The sequence below is a fragment of the Candidatus Benthicola sp. genome (genome assembly GCF_058719085.1).
Genome location: NZ_JBZQEK010000170.1, coordinates 1 through 15,204 on the forward strand (window position 1 = coordinate 1; position 15,204 = coordinate 15,204).

The 15,204-nt window shown below is 68.0% G+C and carries 15 protein-coding genes; 9 read left to right on the forward strand and 6 right to left on the reverse strand.

The features are described 5' to 3' along the window. Positions 1–108: 108 nt before the first annotated feature. The 3 genes from AC36XV_RS12320 to AC36XV_RS12330 all read right to left on the reverse strand — a co-directional run bounded on the left by AC36XV_RS12320 (position 109) and on the right by AC36XV_RS12330 (position 2,548). A complete protein-coding gene (locus tag AC36XV_RS12320) occupies positions 109–462 on the reverse strand; it encodes a hypothetical protein (protein WP_492203982.1) in 354 nt (117 codons plus the stop codon). Between the two features lie 135 nt (positions 463–597). Next, positions 598–1,755, reverse strand: coding sequence for a YVTN family beta-propeller repeat protein (locus tag AC36XV_RS12325; protein WP_492203983.1), 1,158 nt, complete (start codon positions 1,753–1,755; stop codon positions 598–600). A gap of 196 nt (positions 1,756–1,951) precedes the next feature. Next, on the reverse strand, positions 1,952–2,548 hold the full coding sequence (locus AC36XV_RS12330) for a hypothetical protein (protein ID WP_492203984.1): 597 nt from the start codon (positions 2,546–2,548) through the stop codon (positions 1,952–1,954). Positions 2,549–2,838: 290 nt separating this feature from the next. Between AC36XV_RS12330 and gmd the strand changes: the two genes are divergently transcribed. The 4 genes from gmd to AC36XV_RS12350 are packed head-to-tail and all read left to right on the forward strand — an operon-like array spanning position 2,839 to position 6,012. Next, positions 2,839–3,813, forward strand: coding sequence for a GDP-mannose 4,6-dehydratase (gene gmd / locus AC36XV_RS12335; RefSeq protein WP_492203985.1), 975 nt, complete (start codon positions 2,839–2,841; stop codon positions 3,811–3,813). Beyond that, complete coding sequence (locus AC36XV_RS12340) at positions 3,810–4,274, forward strand: hypothetical protein (protein WP_492203986.1); 465 nt, start codon at positions 3,810–3,812, stop codon at positions 4,272–4,274. The genes gmd and AC36XV_RS12340 overlap by 4 nt, the downstream gene beginning before the upstream one ends. Next, on the forward strand, positions 4,271–5,248 hold the full coding sequence (locus AC36XV_RS12345) for an ABC transporter ATP-binding protein (protein ID WP_492203987.1): 978 nt from the start codon (positions 4,271–4,273) through the stop codon (positions 5,246–5,248). Before AC36XV_RS12340 ends, AC36XV_RS12345 begins: the two co-directional genes overlap by 4 nt. Then, positions 5,245–6,012 (forward strand): ABC transporter permease, encoded by a 768-nt coding sequence (locus AC36XV_RS12350; RefSeq protein ID WP_492203988.1) that lies wholly within the window; start codon positions 5,245–5,247, stop codon positions 6,010–6,012. The genes AC36XV_RS12345 and AC36XV_RS12350 overlap by 4 nt, the downstream gene beginning before the upstream one ends. Here the strand turns inward: AC36XV_RS12350 and AC36XV_RS12355 are convergent. Then, positions 5,962–6,294, reverse strand: a complete 333-nt coding sequence (locus AC36XV_RS12355) for a hypothetical protein (RefSeq protein WP_492203989.1) — start codon at positions 6,292–6,294, stop codon at positions 5,962–5,964. The genes AC36XV_RS12350 and AC36XV_RS12355 overlap by 51 nt on opposite strands. Before the next feature lie 207 nt (positions 6,295–6,501). On the opposite strand from AC36XV_RS12355, the gene AC36XV_RS12360 reads away from it, so the two are divergent. Beyond that, a complete protein-coding gene (locus AC36XV_RS12360) occupies positions 6,502–7,512 on the forward strand; it encodes an NAD-dependent epimerase (protein WP_492203990.1) in 1,011 nt (336 codons plus the stop codon). Then, positions 7,502–8,674, forward strand: a complete 1,173-nt coding sequence (locus tag AC36XV_RS12365) for a DegT/DnrJ/EryC1/StrS family aminotransferase (protein ID WP_492203991.1) — start codon at positions 7,502–7,504, stop codon at positions 8,672–8,674. Before AC36XV_RS12360 ends, AC36XV_RS12365 begins: the two co-directional genes overlap by 11 nt. On the opposite strand, the gene AC36XV_RS12370 is transcribed toward AC36XV_RS12365, so the two are convergent. Further along, positions 8,671–9,747, reverse strand: coding sequence for an LptF/LptG family permease (locus AC36XV_RS12370; protein WP_492203992.1), 1,077 nt, complete (start codon positions 9,745–9,747; stop codon positions 8,671–8,673). The two genes, AC36XV_RS12365 and AC36XV_RS12370, sit on opposite strands and share 4 nt — an antisense overlap. Continuing rightward, positions 9,744–11,066 (reverse strand): LptF/LptG family permease, encoded by a 1,323-nt coding sequence (locus AC36XV_RS12375; RefSeq protein ID WP_492203993.1) that lies wholly within the window; start codon positions 11,064–11,066, stop codon positions 9,744–9,746. The genes AC36XV_RS12370 and AC36XV_RS12375 overlap by 4 nt, the downstream gene beginning before the upstream one ends. 91 nt (positions 11,067–11,157) lie before the next feature. On the opposite strand from AC36XV_RS12375, the gene AC36XV_RS12380 reads away from it, so the two are divergent. The 3 genes from AC36XV_RS12380 to AC36XV_RS12390 form a co-directional block, all read left to right on the forward strand. Continuing rightward, positions 11,158–12,198, forward strand: coding sequence for a glycosyltransferase family 9 protein (locus tag AC36XV_RS12380; RefSeq protein WP_492203994.1), 1,041 nt, complete (start codon positions 11,158–11,160; stop codon positions 12,196–12,198). 194 nt (positions 12,199–12,392) lie between these two features. After that, entirely contained in the window at positions 12,393–13,952 is a 1,560-nt protein-coding gene (gene porX / locus AC36XV_RS12385; protein ID WP_492203995.1) for a T9SS response regulator signal transducer PorX, read from the forward strand. 11 nt (positions 13,953–13,963) lie between these two features. Next, on the forward strand, positions 13,964–15,204 hold a 1,241-nt coding region (locus AC36XV_RS12390; RefSeq protein ID WP_492203996.1), incomplete at its 3' end, for an ABC transporter ATP-binding protein.

Consider the following 15,204-nt stretch of genomic DNA (forward strand, 5'->3'; position numbering starts at 1 on the left):
AGAATACGTGAGGAAATCGCCGATCGTCAAACGGGCGGGCTGGCCTTGTGGCGGTGGATCGCGCGGTCGGCTGGTGACGGTCGGCGGCGGGCGAGTGAAGGAAGCACGTCAATCGTCACCGCAACCGTTCATCCAATCCATCTTGCACGCGTTGCTTCCGAACAGAATGATCCCTCCGGCCACGACCGCGATGCCAATGGGCATCATGTACGCTGCACTGCTGACTCCGACCGCCTCGAGTTCGGCAACGTCGTCCAGGGCGATCGCCGGCTCATCCCGCCCCACGATGCTGTCCGCCACGATTCTCGGGTCGTGAAGCGTGATCTCTGCGCCGTCTGTCGTGGTGACCAGCACCTTGTTGTGCTCAGAAAGGTCACGCACCTCGATGGCGGTGTAGGTGCAGCCCGAGAGCCAGACGACGAGCACGGCCAGGAAGATCGAGACAGGGCGACTGCGCTTCACGGTTCACCTCCATTCATCGGGGGGCACCGTGAGCGTACGGGAGCCCGGTCAAGCCGGGGTCAATCGCGATGCGCCCGGCGCCCCGCCGCAGGCATTCGAGCCTCGCGAGGTCGCCGGGCGCCTGATTGGAGGGTGTCAGTCACAGGGTGCGAAGGTGTCCCCATGCCTGAGGTGTGCGTCCACGGCGGGCGCGGCCACGCGGATCTCGTGGCCCTTGTGGCAGATGTTCACCCGCTCTTGCCCTCGTTCGCGCCCCCCGGGCGCGGCCACGGCGACTCCGCGGGGACTGCGGCCCACTTCCACCGTGGAAACGACCTCGCGACTCGTCGTCGATAGGACGTATACGATGCCGTTCCCGCCCGTCGGCGGCTCGTGAGTGACGTACAGAAAGGCCCCATCCGGCGTGATCGCCAGGCGCCCGACGTTCACGGGCACGGAGATCATGTCGAGCACGGAGTTGGACTGCGCATCGATGACGGCCACTCCGCCCGAAAAGTTGTTGAGGGTGACGTACACGAGCTCTCCCGTCAGACTGATTGCGACGTCAGCCGCCGTATTGCCCGCGTTGATGAAGGTCTTCACGGTATTCGTGGACGTCTCGATCACGTCCACGCCACCCGGGTAGTTGTTGAGAGCGACGTACACGAAGTTCCCGTCCGGTGTGACCGCCAGGCCCGAGGGTCCGGAGCCGACCGGGATCACGTCCACCACCGTATTCGATGCCGTCTCGATCACGGTCACCTTGTGCGGATAGCTGCCCTGCGAGACGTACGCGTAGGCTCCGTCGGGGGTGAACGCTACCGAGTAGCCGTTGCCCGGTCCGATGTCGATCTCGTCCACGACCGTGTTCGACGCCGTGGAGATCACGGCCACGGTCTCCGGAGCACTCGCGACGTAGGCAAAATCTCCGTCGGGCGTGATCGCCAGACCGAGCGGGTACCCCGAGAGGGGAATGGTAGCCACGATGCTGTTGGTCGCGGTCTCGATGACGGCTACGGATCCTCCCGTGAAGCCCATGGTCACGTACACGTAGGCCCCGTCGGGCGTGGCTGCTGGCCTGAAGGGTCGTTCCGGAGTTGGAATGGTCGCCACGACGGATTGGGTCGCGGCATCGATGACCGAAACGGTCCTGGATGAACTGTTGGTCACGTACACGAGGGGTGCGTCGGGTCCATCCGACTTCGCGGCGAAGGTGGATAGGACGTTCGGTTCGCTCTCGGTCGACGGCTCGACGACAGCGTCACACGCTGCCAGAACGAGTCCGGCTGCGGCCAGAGCCGCCAGTCTGCTCACGGTGACCTCCTTGTCCCGGAGTTGAAACGGGCCAGGAGGGAGGATCTGGCACTTTCGCCGATGCGGGGCCTCGTCTCCAAGTATGGGTGGTGGAAGTCAAGTGAGCGTCATGCGAAGCGCCCGGCGCCCCGCCACAGGCAAAAGAGCCTCGCGAGATCGCCGGGCGCTCGGCCCTGCTCGAGTCACCGCGTGATCGCTAGTTCACGACAATGTCCTCGTGGGTCCAGCCGCCACTGCTCGTGAGCTTCTGGTGCTCACGATACATGTGTTTGTTTCCGTCGGGGTCGTATACGACGCCGTGCGCCTTGAACTGCATGAGCCCTTCGTTGAAGTCGCTGCTCCAGCTCTCATTCGCGCGCATGGTGGTGACCATGCCCCGATACAGCCATTCATTGGCCACGAATTCACAGAAATCGGCTGCCTCGATCAGGTCGGTCATGTCATAAATGTAGAGTGGCTCGTTCCCGCCCTGGACCACGTAGACGTGCCTTTCGTGCTCGATGGTCTGGACGTCCCAATCCGGATGTTCCGACCCTCCGTTGCAGAAGTACTCCCACGGGTCGTAGCGGAACGCGTACAGGTCGTTCGCTGGATCCGTGGTCGTGCACCAGTAGTGCACGTCTTCGAGGACGAATCGGCTCACCGGGGACTTCCCCGGAAGCTCCGGTCCGTTCGCGAAGTTGAAGCTCACGGCCTCGGTGACATCCTGCGGCTGCGGCTCCGTGGCCTGCTGGTCGCAGCTGACGGCCACGAACAGGGCGAAGGAAACGAGTAGTGGAATGCGCCAGCGCATAAGAGCCTCCTTGTGCGCTCTGCGGCCTCTCGTGGACGGCAGAGGTCGCGATGGTGAGATGCGACCGTGCGTCCAGGGGGACGCCGTACGGTCTGCAGGACGCTCTATGTGCGAGGGGGCGAGCGCAGATGTTGTAAGAACGTCTACGTCGCGCGTCACCTCACCGTCACTCGAATGCCAATTCGCCGGGCTGGAGCTGCCGTGTTCTTTCTTGTACCGCCGGGTCCCCGCCGGTAGCTTCTCCGCCTGACCTTCCGTTCCCGAGGGATCGACCAGAGGCGCCGACGATCATGAAAGCCGCTCTCATCACCGGAATCACCGGGCAGGATGGCTCGTATCTGGCCGAGCACCTGCTGGAGAAGGGGTACGACGTGCACGGAACGGTGCGCCGCTCGAGCGTCGAGAAGTTCGAGCGCATCGCGCACATCCGGGACCGGGTCACCCTCCACCAGATGGACCTCCTCGACCAGCTTTCCATCATCACGGTCCTCGAGGAGGTGGAGCCCCGGGAGGTCTACAACCTGGCTGCCCAGTCCTTCGTCCCCACTTCCTGGAACCAGCCGCTCCTCACGGGCGAGTTCACGGCGCTCGGGGTCACGCGCATGCTGGAGGGGATCCGCACGGTGAATCCGGACATCCGGTTCTACCAGGCCTCCTCCTCCGAGATGTTCGGGAAGGTCCGCCACAGCCCGCAGAACGAGGAGACGCCCTTCTACCCGCGCAGCCCGTACGGCGTGGCCAAGGTGTACGGCCACTTCATCACGGTGAACTACCGGGAGAGCTACGACCTGTTCGCGACCAGCGGCATCCTGTTCAACCACGAGAGCCCGAGGCGCGGGCTGGAGTTCGTGACCCGGAAGGTCACCGACGCGGTCGCACGCATCAAGCTGGGACGCCAGAAGGTCCTTCACCTCGGGAACCTCGAGGCCCGGCGCGACTGGGGATACGCGGGCGACTACGTGGACGCCATGTGGCGCATGCTGCAGCGGGACGAGCCCGAGGACTTCGTAGTCGGGACGGGCGTCATGCACTCGGTGCGCGACCTGGTGCGGCTGGCGTTCGAGCACGCCGGCCTCGAATGGGAGGCGCACGTGATCGAGGACCCGGCCCTGTACCGACCGGCCGAGGTGGAGCACCTGTGCGCCGATGCCTCGAAGGCGCGCGAGCTGCTGGGCTGGGAGCCGTCGGTGGACTTCGAGGGGCTGGTGGAAATGATGGTGGATGCCGACCTCGAGCGGCTCGAGGGGGGCGACGGATCTCGATGATCGTCCGCGGATACCTGCGCTGCGTGACCGCCCTGATCACGGGGCTGTGGGTGACGCTCGGCGCGGCCATCCCGATCGGCTATCTGCTGCTCCGGGGACTCCGGTCGGCGAACGACGGACGGCTCGGGCCGGAGCTGCTCGAGCACCGCGGCATCGTGTTCGGTCTCCTCACCGCGTACGGGGTGGCCGCGGCGATCGGCGGTTGGGCCGCCGCCTGGGTGTCCAGCCGCAGCCGACGGAGGCTCACGATCTTCCTCTCCATCTGTCACGTCGGAACGTGGCTCGTGGTGCTCGCGCTCGGCGCTTCGCCGTTCGCTCCCGGTCTCACCCTCGCCCTCGCGGCGGCCGCGGTCGTCGGGACGACCGCCGGTGTCACCGCCCGCTTCCGGCAGCTGCGCGGTCGGGGCGCGGGATCGACCGGGCCGGCCGGACCGGAGGCCCGCCAGGAGGGAGCCGTATGACGGGCGCCTCCGACGGGATCGCCATCCGCACCGTCCGGCTGTCGAAGCAGTTCGGCGGGGTGCGCGCGGTCCACGACCTCTCGATCGATGTGCCCGCCGGGACGATCTACGGCTTTCTCGGACCGAACGGGGCAGGGAAGACGACCACGATCCGGCTGCTGCTCGGGCTGCTCGAGCCCTCGGCCGGCGAGGCGACGGTGCTCGGAAACGACGTGCGCACGGAATCGCAGGCGATTCGCGAGCAGGCCGGCGTCCTGCTCGAATCCGATGGTCTGTACACGCGCCTCTCGGCCCTCCAGAACCTGGACTACTTCGGCCGGATCGCCCGCTTGGACGCGGCCGACCGCCAGGCCCGCATCCGGGACCTGCTCACGGCCATGGACCTGTGGGAGCGGCGCGACGGTCAGGTCGCGGACTTCTCCAAGGGCATGCGTCAGAAGCTGGCCCTGGCCCGCGCCTTCCTCAGCCGCCCGAAGCTCCTCTTTCTGGATGAGCCTACCTCCGGGCTCGACACGCCGAGCGCGGTGGCGCTCCGGAACCAGCTCGTCGCCCTGGCCCGGGACGAGGGGGTGACCGTGTTCCTCACCACCCACAACCTCCTCGAGGCCGAGAAGGTGTGCGACCGGGTCGCCGTCATCCGTCGCGGGGCCCTGCTCGCCGAGGGCAGCCCCGAGGAGATCCACGGGAGCGGCGCCGGCCGGGTGGCGATCACCGGATCGGGATTCACCCCGGAGCTGACGGCGCGGGTGGCCGAGCTCTCCGACGTGGAGCGGGCCACGCTGGAGGCCGACGATCCGGCCCGGATCCTGGTGGACCTGGTGTCGGGAACGGACGCCTCCGAGGCCGTGAGGGTCCTGGTCGAGGCAGGCGCCCGGATCTCCGGCGTCGAGACGGCCCGGGAGAGTCTCGAGGACATCTTCCTCAAACTGGTCGAGGAGGAAGAGGCGGCGGAGACCCGCGAGGAGGAGTCGTGACGACGGACATCGGGACGGTGGCGCGCAAGGAGCTGAGAGAGATCGTCGGGGGAGGCTCGGGCCGGAAGGGGCTGATCCGCGAGCTGTTCTTCGTCTTCCTGTTCGGCGTCTTCTTCCCGCTGTCCCAGTCCGACGCCTGGCGGAGCGGGGCGGTCCCCACCGTGTTCGTGTTCATGATCCCGCTCTTCCTGGCCGGACCGTACGTGGCCGACACGTTTGCGGGCGAGCGGGAGCGGAAGACGCTGGAGACGCTCCTCGCCACCCGGCTTCCCGACTCGTCGATCTACCTGGGCAAGATCCTCGCGGTCTGCACGTACGCCTGGGCGATCACCCTCCTCATCCTGTTCGCCTCGCTCGTCGCCCTCAACCTGGCGGGGGGCGGCTCAGCTTCGGACGGGGCGAGCGGCGGACTCTTCCTGTACGGGCCGTCGGTGTGGATCGCCGCGCTCCTCGGGTCCTACGCCTCGGCGCTCCTGATCGCGGGCATCGGCACCTTCATCTCCCTGCGATCGGAGACCGTGCGGTCGGCACACCAGGCCATGATGCTGCCGCTGTTCGTGCTGATCTTCGGGGGGTCGTTCGGGCTCGGCGCTCTGTGGCGGGCGCTGCCGCCGGACACACAGGCGGCCCTGGTCGGGTGGGCTTCGGGGGTCAGTCCGGTCGAGGGGATCCTCGGGATCGTGACGATCCTGCTGCTGACCGACCTCTTCCTGTTACGGCTCGGAGTGAGGCGCTTCCGCCGCTCGAAGCTGATCGCCGGCTGACGGACGGTCGGTCACCTTCTTCGATGCGGTCTCCGCCCTCCGCTCACACAGCTCCTGGGTGAGCAGGTACGCGAGGGCCGCCGACAGGGCGAGGCTCGGGGCAAGGATCCCGGACGGGTCGATGAGCAGCCACACGATGAGGATCGAACTGCCGGCGAACCAGGCGCCCACGGAGAGAGCGCTCCCGGCATCCGGGTCGTGTCGGGCGAAGTAGTTCTGGAGGTAGGCCACCGAGGCTCCGATGAAGCCGCCCCCGATGAGAATCAGTACCATTAGACTCATAGACATCCTTCCCCACTTCGTACCCTCGGAGCCTCGGTCAGCACCCACAATACGCGATCGGCTTCCGCTTGCCCAGCCCGGCCGCGATGGCCCGCTTCCTGCACGGCCCCGGCTTGCGGACCGGTCGTTGAAGGCCGCAGCTTCGCTTCGATCGCGGGTCGGATGGCCCGCGACGGGTATCGATAAGGACAACGGACGGGGAACGACTTGAAGAACATACTGGTGACGGGAGCCGCCGGGTTCATCGGCTATCACGTGTCCCGTGCGCTGCTCGATCGCGGCGACCGGGTCGTAGGGATCGACAACCTCAACGACTACTACGATCCGGAGCTGAAGCGGGCCCGGATCGCCGAGCTGGAGCCGTACGATCGCTGGACCTTCGAGCGTCTCGACTTCGCGGACCGCGAAGGGATGGAGAGCCTGTTCGACCGCGAGTCGTTCGACCGGGTCATCCACCTCGGGGCGCAGGCAGGGGTGCGGTACTCGCTCGAGAACCCGCACGCCTACGGGCAGAGCAACCTGGTCGGGTTCCTCAACGTGCTCGAGGGGTGCCGCCAGACCGGAGTGGAGCACCTGACCTACGCCTCCACCAGCTCGGTGTACGGCGCCAACGAGGTGCTACCGTACTCGGTGCGGCACAACGTCGACCACCCGGTGAGCCTGTACGCGGCCACGAAGAAGGCGAACGAGCTGATGGCCCACTCGTACAGTCACCTGTACGGCCTGCCGACCACGGGGCTGCGATTCTTCACGGTCTACGGTCCCTGGGGCCGCCCGGACATGGCCTACTTCAAGTTCACGAAGGCGATCCTCGAAGGCCGCCCGATCGACGTCTACAATCACGGCAAGATGAGGCGGGACTTCACCTACATCGACGACATCACGGAAGGCGTGGTGCGGGCCTCCGACCGGGTGGCCGAGGCCGATCCGGAGTGGAGCGGCGAGCGGCCGGACCCCGCGAGCAGCTACGCGCCCTTCCGGGTCTACAACATCGGGAACAACGAGTCGGTGGAGCTGGGCCGATTCATCGAGGTCCTCGAGGGGATCCTCGGGGTGAAGGCGGAGCGCAACATGCTGCCCATGCAGCCCGGCGACGTCCCCGCCACCGCGGCGGACATCGATGCGCTGGCCCGTGACACCGGCTTCCGTCCGGGCACCCCGATCGAGGAAGGGCTCCGCCGCTTCGTGGACTGGTACAGGTCGTACTATGGCGTCTGACGATCGGTCGAACTCCGCCGCCTCCACGGCCGCCGGGGACCCGCACGCCCCGATTCCGGTCCTGGATCTCGGACCGGAGCTCGAAGACATCTGGACCGAGGTCGAAGAGGTCTCCGCCCGCGTCCTCCGCTCCGGCTACTTCGTCGGAGGACCGGAGGTGGCCGGATTCGAGGCCGAAGCGGCCGAGTACCTCGGCGTGGAGCACGCGATCGCCCTCAACTCGGGCACCGACGCCCTGGTGATCGGACTCCGGGCGCTCGGCATCGGCCCGGGGGACGAGGTGATCACCTCCCCCTTCACCTTCTTCGCCTCTCCCGAGTCGATCGGCATCGTCGGCGCCACCGAGGTGTTCGCGGACATCGACCCGGACTCGTTCAACGTGGACCCGGAGCGCGTCGAGGCGGCCGTGACCCCGCGCACCCGCGCCCTCATGCCAGTCCACCTGTTCGGCCGGCCGGCGGACATGGACGCGATCGCCGACATCGCGGCCCGGCACGACCTCGCCGTGATCGAGGACAGCGCCCAGTCGTTCGGCGCCCGCTTCGGTCCGGACACCCGCTTCGCGGGCCGCCAGACGGGGAGCGTGGGCGAGGTGGGCGCGTTCTCCTTCTACCCGACCAAGAACCTCGGCGGCTTCGGCGACGGGGGGCTCCTCGTCACCGACGATCGGGAGGTCGCCGATCTCGCGCGAATGCTGCGCGATCACGGCTCGGCCCGCCGGTACGAGAACGAGATGCTGGGCTACAACTCCCGCCTCGACGCCCTGCAGGCGGCCCTGCTGCGGATCAAGCTGCCGCGCCTGGATGCCAACAACGAGAAGCGGCGGGAGGCGGCGATCCGCTACGAGGCGCTGTTCGCGGGCGTCGACGGGGTGATCGCGCCCGAGATCGTGCCGGGACACGTGTTCCACCAGTACACGATTCGGGTGCTGGACGGCCGCCGGGACCTGATGCGGGAGGCCCTCGGCGAGGCCTCGATCGGCAGCATGATCTACTACCCGATCCCGTGTCACCGGCTGCCCGTGTACGCCGACCGGGACGTCTCGATGCCGGTGGCCGAGTCGGTGGCCGAAGAGGTGCTCAGCCTCCCGATCTGGCCGGCGATCGAGCCCGCCGCGCAGGAGCGGGTGCGCGACGTGATCGCGGAGGCGCTGAAGGGCTAGGTCTTCACCCGCACCATGAGCCCGAGCCCCGCCACGAAGAAGATCGCGTTCGGAAACCACGCCGCCGCCACCGGCGGCAACACGCCGCCCGCCCCGAGCGCCTCGCCGACCCGGATCAGGGTCAGGAAGACGATCGTGGTGGCCAGGGCGAGGCCGATGGACAGGGCCGCGCCGCCCCGACGCGTGGAGTTCGCCAGCGGCGCCCCGAACAGCACGATGATGAAGCAGGTGAAAGGGAAGGCGGTCTTCAGCGCCAGCTGCACCTTCTCCTTCCTCGGGTCCTCGCCGGATCGCTCGAGCGCCTCGATGAAGCGGCTCAGCTCGGCGTAGTCCATCTCGTCCGCGTCCTTGGGCTTGGCCAGGAGCTCGTACGGGTCCTCCCGGAAGGGGGCCTGCCAGAGCTCCGTGAAGGCCACGTCGATCAGGCGTCCGCGTGCCGGGCTGAAGCGAATGTGCCCGTCCTTCAGCATCCAGCGACTGCGGGCCGAGTCCCACACCGCCTCGGGTGCGCTGGCCGAGTAGGTCGGGTACTCCCACCCCGTTCCCTCCCGGTCCACCTTCACGGCCATCATCGCGCCGGCGGCGGCGTCGAGCCGACGGACGAAGTAGTAGCGTCCCTCGTCTCCCCGGTAGACGAAGTTGAGACGGACGTCGAACTCGCGCTGCTCGTTGTTTTCGATCGACTCGGCCGCCTTCCGGTTCGAGTCCGGCACCACCTCGGTGAGCGCCAGGGCGATCCCGCTGATCAGCAAGCCGAGGAGGAGCTGCGGCGCCACCAGGCGATAGAAGCTCACCCCACCGGCCTTCGCCGCGGTCACCTCGAAGTGCCGGGTCATGCGGGAGATCGTGAACACGGCCGCCAGGAGGCAGGCGATCGGGAAGGCGAGCAGCATCTGATACGGCATCTGGTACAGGTAGAAGGTCACCACCTGTGCCTGTCCGACGCCGTCCTGGATGAAGTTGTCCAGGTTGTCGGTGAGGTCGATCACCTGGAAGAGAAACGGGACGCCGAGCACGCAGATCAGGAAGATCCGCAGGAACTGTCGCGCCACGTACCGGTCGAGGATCCTCATCCGCCCGCCCGCCGGGCCTTGAAGAAGCCGGCGACTCCGATCAGGCCGAACAGGATGTTGGGGCTCCACATGGCGAGAGCCGGGGAGAGGAGCCGCCGGTCGGCCAGCTTCTCGCCCCCGATCAGGCCCACGTAGTAGAGGCAGAACACGCCGAGGCTGACGCCCACCACCAGGCCCACGCCGCCGCGTCGGAACCGGACCGCCACGGGCACGCCGATCAGCACGAACACGATGCAGGCCGCCGGGATGGTGAACTTCTTCCAGATCTCCACCTCGAACCGGTTGGCCCGCTCACGGTGTCGCTTGAGCTGTATGGCGTTGGCCCGGAACGAGTTGTACGCGGAGGAAGGGGCCTCGAGCCGGCGTCCCGTGTTCCACGCCTCGGCGACCGGGCCGGCCGTGTCCGCCGGGGCCAGCTCCGCGGCGTCCGGCGCCAGACCCCCGAGCCGGCGGGAGGTGACGGAGAGGGCCATCGCGGCGCTGACATCCTCGACCCGGGCGGCCTCTACCCGCGCCTCGCGGATCTGCACCACCATCGAATCGATCGGAAGCTCGCGGTCACTCCGGAACTTCGAGGTCTCGAGGTCCAGCTCGTTGCCGACGTCGGCGATGCGGATGTTGTTGGTCTCGAACCATACCTCGTGGAACGAGCCCGGCGAGTCGTACCTCGTCTCCTGCACCTTGCCGTCGAACAGCTGCAGGTACAGGTCCGTCTGCGCCTCGTTGAACGCCATCTTTCCGCTCGTGGCGTAGATCGTTCGGGACCGGTCCTCGTCCCGCTCGTCCCAGATGGTGACGTTCTCGAGCTCGCTCGAGGCGATGTCGATGTGGGCGGCCTGCAGGAACAGCCTCCGATCGATCACCTCGTTCACCCGCCGCTCCTGCAGCGCGAAGGTGGGCTGCTTCCGGCCGATGCTGGCCCGCAGGCTGGCGAGCCGGTGGTTCGCCTCCGGCAGGACCGTGTCGTTGAACCACACCAGTCCGCCCGCCACCAGGGCGGCCGCCACGATCGCCGGCGCCGCGATGCGGGCGAGGCTCACGCCGCTGGCCTTCATGGCGGAGATCTCGTTGTCGGCGGCCAGCCGGTTGAAGGCATAGAGCACCGACACCAGCACGGCCATCGGGACGATGACCGCCAGGATGAAGGGAATCGAGTAGAAGAACACCTCCGTGATCACCCGGGCGCCCAGCCCCTTGCCGACGAGGCGGTGGAACTGCTTCGCGAGCTGGTCGAGGAGCATGAGGAGCGTCAGCGCGCTCACGGCGAAGGTGAACGGGGCGACGTGCTGCTTGAGTATGTATCGACTGAGGATCCGCATGCCGAACCGGTCGCTGGTGTTTGCCCGGGCCCGTCCAGAACGTAATGTACCGCCGAACCGCCGGAAGGCTCCATACCACCGACGAGAGGCCATGACCGTCACCAACCCCCCGCCACGCTCGATCGCCGTCGTGCTGCTCAGCGCGATCGGGGACGTGGTGCACGGGATGCCGGTCGTCACCTCTCTGAAGCGCGCGTGGCCGGAGGCCCGGATCACCTGGGTCATCCAGCCGGTGGCCCACGCGCTCGTCGCTCCCCACCCCGATGTCGATGATTTCGTGGTGTTCGACCGCTCGGCCGGGCTGCGGGGCTTCCGCGACTTCCGCCGCGCGGTCCGGGGCCGCCGGTTCGACCTCGTGGTGGGCCTCCAGGTGTACCTGAAGGCCGGCCTGCTCACGGCGATGCTCGATTCGCCGCGGAAGCTCGGCTTCGACCGCCGCCGGGCCCGCGACTTCAACTGGCTCTTCACCACCGAGCGGATCCCGCCCCACGAGCCGCAGCACGTGCAGGACCAGTACTTCGAGTTCCTCGACCACCTCGGGGTCTCTCCCGTCCGCGAGTGGCGGTTCGCCTTCGATGCGGCGGAGCGCGAGGCCCGGGATGCGTTCTTCGCGGAGATCGACCGTCCGGTGATGGCCGTGGTCGTGGCTACCACCCGGCCGGGGAAGAACTGGGTCCCGGAGCGTTACGCCCGGGTCCTCGAAGTGGCCGAATCCGACTTCGGCCTCCGGACGATGATCGTCGGGAGTGAGCACCCGGCCGAGGTCGAAGCGGCGCGCGCGGTGGTCGAGGCCACCGCCGCGCGGCCGATTGTCGCCCTGCGGAACGACCTGCGCCGCCTCGCCTGGCTGCTCGACGGGTCGGACCTGCTGCTCAGCCCCGACACCGGCCCCCTCCACATGGCGTCCGCGCTCGGCACGCCGGTGATCGGCCTGTACGGGTACACGGACCCGAAGCGGGTGGGACCCTACCGGGGGCCGCGCGAGCTCGTCATCGATCGGTATTCGCGGCCTGGCGAAACGGTTCCCTCGGCCGAGTTCCGCGCCGGCAACATGGGACTCATCGAGGTGGACGACGTGCTGGAGCGACTCCAGCGCGCGGTGGATGGGGCGGTGCCGGCGCTGAGCCGGTAAGCCATGCCCGCTCTTCGGCGGCCATCGCTGCCGACGCTTCCCCGGTGACCACGGCCGCCGCCCGCGGCGATTCGCGTCGCCGCCCGACCGCCCCGGAACCGAGCGGGGTGGTGCGGGTGACAGGAGGTGCCATATTCCCGACACATTTCCGTGCCGCGAGGGCCCGCCCCCAGAGAGGAGATCGTCCAGGCGTCTTGAGCAAGGGTAAGATCCTGTGGGTCGACGACGAGGTCGACCTTCTCCGTCCGCACACGCTTCTGCTGATCCGTGAGGGCTATCACGTCGATGCCGTGATGAACGGGGCCGACGCGCTCGAGCTCCTGGAGCGGGAGACGTACGACCTGATCCTGCTCGACGAGCAGATGCCCGGCCTCCGGGGGCTCGACGTGCTGAGCGCCATCCGTACGGCGGGACGGGACCTTCCGATCGTGATGGTCACGAAGAGCGAGGCGGAGGAGACGCTGCACGAGGCGCTCGGCCGGCGCGCGGACGACTACATCATCAAGCCGACCAGCCCGCGGCAGGTCCTCTCGGTGGTGACGCGGCTGCTCGCCGGGCCGCGCCTCCGGCACCAGCAGGCGGCGAGGGAGTTCACCGCCCGGTTCGGAGAGCTGCGCGACGCCATCATCCGGGCGCAGAACTGGGACGACTGGGCCGCCCTGTTCAGCGAGCTGGTGGACTGGGAGCTTCGCCTCGAGAGGGAAGGCGAAACGAGCCTCTCCGAGACAATCGAGGCCCTGAGCGGCGACGTCCGTCGCAACTACTCCGAGCTGGTGACGAGACGCTACTCCGAGTGGCTGCACGAGGAAGGAGAGGCCGGGCCGCCGCTCTCGGTGGACGTGCTGGAGCGTTTCTTCGCCCCGCTGCTCGGCGACGGGCGGTCCGCCCTGCTCGTGGTGATCGACTGCCTCCGGCTCGACCAGTGGCGGGCCATCCGGCCGCTGCTCACCGACCTGTTCGAGGTCGAAGAGGCGCTGTATTCCTCCATCCTCCCGACCGCGACGCCGTTCTCGCGCAACGCGATCTTCAGCGGCCGCTTCCCGGACGAGATCGAGGAGGCCCGGCCCGGCTGGTTCGACGCCGGGACGGAGGCGGGCTACAACACGTTCGAGGACGAGCTGTTCGCCCGGCACATCGGGGAGCTGGCCGGGCCGGACGTGCGGACGCACTACGAGAAGGTGTTCTCGGCGGACCAGGGAAACGCCATGCTGCAGCGGCTCGGGGGGTATCTCTCCGGCACCTCCGCCACGGCCCTGGTGTTCGGTTTCGTCGACCTGCTCACCCACGGGCGCAGCGAGTCCCGACTGATCTGGGAGGTGGCGCGTGACGCGCCGGCGCTCCGCTCCCTCACCGTGTCGTGGTTCGAGCGCTCCGCGGCGCTCGGCTCCCTCCGGGAGGCGGCGAAGCGGGGCGTCCCGGTGCTGCTCACCACCGACCACGGATCGGTGCACTGCAATCGTCCGCTCACGATCTACGCGCACCGGGACGCGACGGCCAACCTTCGCTACAAGTTCGGCCGGGACATGCGGGTCGATCACAAGGAAGGGGTCTTCGCGGTCACCGATCCCGAGAAGCTGAGACTGCCTCCGAGGGGCTTTCATTCGACCTACATGATGTGCCGGGAAGACTACTACTTCGTGTATCCGACCAAGCTGCGCGAGTACCAGGGACGGTACCGGGACAGCTTCCTGCACGGCGGCGTCAGCCCGGAGGAGATGGTGCTCCCGGTCGCGCTCCTGACCCCGAAGGCGTGAGGGCTCCTTCCATGTGGACCTCCTACGCCCGCCTGTTCTCGTACGTGAAGTCGTTCGCGGGGCTGCTCGGAGCGGCGATCCTCCTGATGATCGTCTCGGCGGCGCTCGACGCCTTCACCCTGGTGCTCCTCATCCCGTTCCTGCAGTCGCTGTTCGGGTTGGAGATCCTCGCGGGCGCGGACATGAGCAGCCTCGAGCGCCTCCTGGACTCGTGGTTCGGCGGGTGGATCCGCACCGGCGATCCGCTGGGCGCCCTGCGGAACGTGTGTCTGCTGGTGCTCGGCGCCCTGTTCCTCAAGAACCTGACGCTGTACGCGGCGCGCCTGCTGACCATCTACGTGCAGGAACACGTCGAGCGCCGGATGCGGGACGACGTGTACGGCCACCTCCAGTACCTCCCGCTCTCCTTCTTCGGTCGCATGAAGGTAGGGCAGCTGATCACCCGCGTGCTGAACGACACCCGGGAGGCCCGGACGGTCATCACCTTCGCCCTCACCGACGCGCTTCGGCAGCTGGTGACGGCCGTGACCTACGTGGTCTTCCTGTTCATGATGTCGTGGCGCCTGACGCTCGTCGCCCTGGTGACCGGACCGCTGGTCGCCGTCGGACTCGGCCCCGTGCTCAGGCGGCTCAAGTCCAGTTACTCGAAGGCGTTCCAGCAGCGCGGCGAACTCCTGTCCGTGGCGCAGGAGACGATGAGCGGGATCCGGCTGGTGAAGTCCTTCGGGGCCGAGGAGCACGAGCGGAAGCGGTTCGACGCCAGCTCGTCGTGGTACGCCCGGAGGATGGTGCGAGCCAACGCGCTCAGCCAGGCCGCGGGCCCGATCTCGGAGACGCTGTCCTCCGTCATCGCGCTGGTCCTCATCTGGATCGGCGCCAACATGGTGCTGGGCACCGGCAGCCTGAGCGCGGCCGTGTTCATCAGCTTCGTCACCATGGCGGTGCGGCTGGTGTCGCCGGTCAAGGCGCTGGCCCAGCTCCCGGCGAAGCTGCAGCTGTCGATCGCCGCCGCCGAGCGGTTCTTCGAGGTGCTCGACGCTCCGGCGGAGCCCTCGCGCACGGACGAAGAGCGCCCGGTGGACCCGCCCCGCGAGTCGATCCGGTTCGAGAACGTGCACTTCGAGTACGAGCCCGGCCGCCCGGTGCTCCACGACATCTCGTTCGAGGCGAAGCCCGGGCAGGTGGTGGCGCTGGTGGGGCCGTCCGGGGCCGGAAAGAGCACCCTGGTGGACCTGCTGCCCCGCTTCATCGA

Excerpts from the sequence above, each read along its gene's own strand:
- AC36XV_RS12375 (WP_492203993.1), bottom strand. The coding sequence starts at position 11,066 with ATGCGGATCCTCAGTCGATACATACTCAAGCAGCACGTCGCCCCGTTC.
- AC36XV_RS12340 (WP_492203986.1), top strand. The coding sequence starts at position 3,810 with ATGATCGTCCGCGGATACCTGCGCTGCGTGACCGCCCTGATCACGGGG.
- AC36XV_RS12365 (WP_492203991.1), top strand. The coding sequence starts at position 7,502 with ATGGCGTCTGACGATCGGTCGAACTCCGCCGCCTCCACGGCCGCCGGG.
- AC36XV_RS12355 (WP_492203989.1), bottom strand. The coding sequence starts at position 6,294 with ATGAGTCTAATGGTACTGATTCTCATCGGGGGCGGCTTCATCGGAGCC.
- AC36XV_RS12330 (WP_492203984.1), bottom strand. The coding sequence starts at position 2,548 with ATGCGCTGGCGCATTCCACTACTCGTTTCCTTCGCCCTGTTCGTGGCC.
- AC36XV_RS12370 (WP_492203992.1), bottom strand. The coding sequence starts at position 9,747 with ATGAGGATCCTCGACCGGTACGTGGCGCGACAGTTCCTGCGGATCTTC.
- AC36XV_RS12345 (WP_492203987.1), top strand. The coding sequence starts at position 4,271 with ATGACGGGCGCCTCCGACGGGATCGCCATCCGCACCGTCCGGCTGTCG.
- gmd (WP_492203985.1), top strand. The coding sequence starts at position 2,839 with ATGAAAGCCGCTCTCATCACCGGAATCACCGGGCAGGATGGCTCGTAT.
- AC36XV_RS12380 (WP_492203994.1), top strand. The coding sequence starts at position 11,158 with ATGACCGTCACCAACCCCCCGCCACGCTCGATCGCCGTCGTGCTGCTC.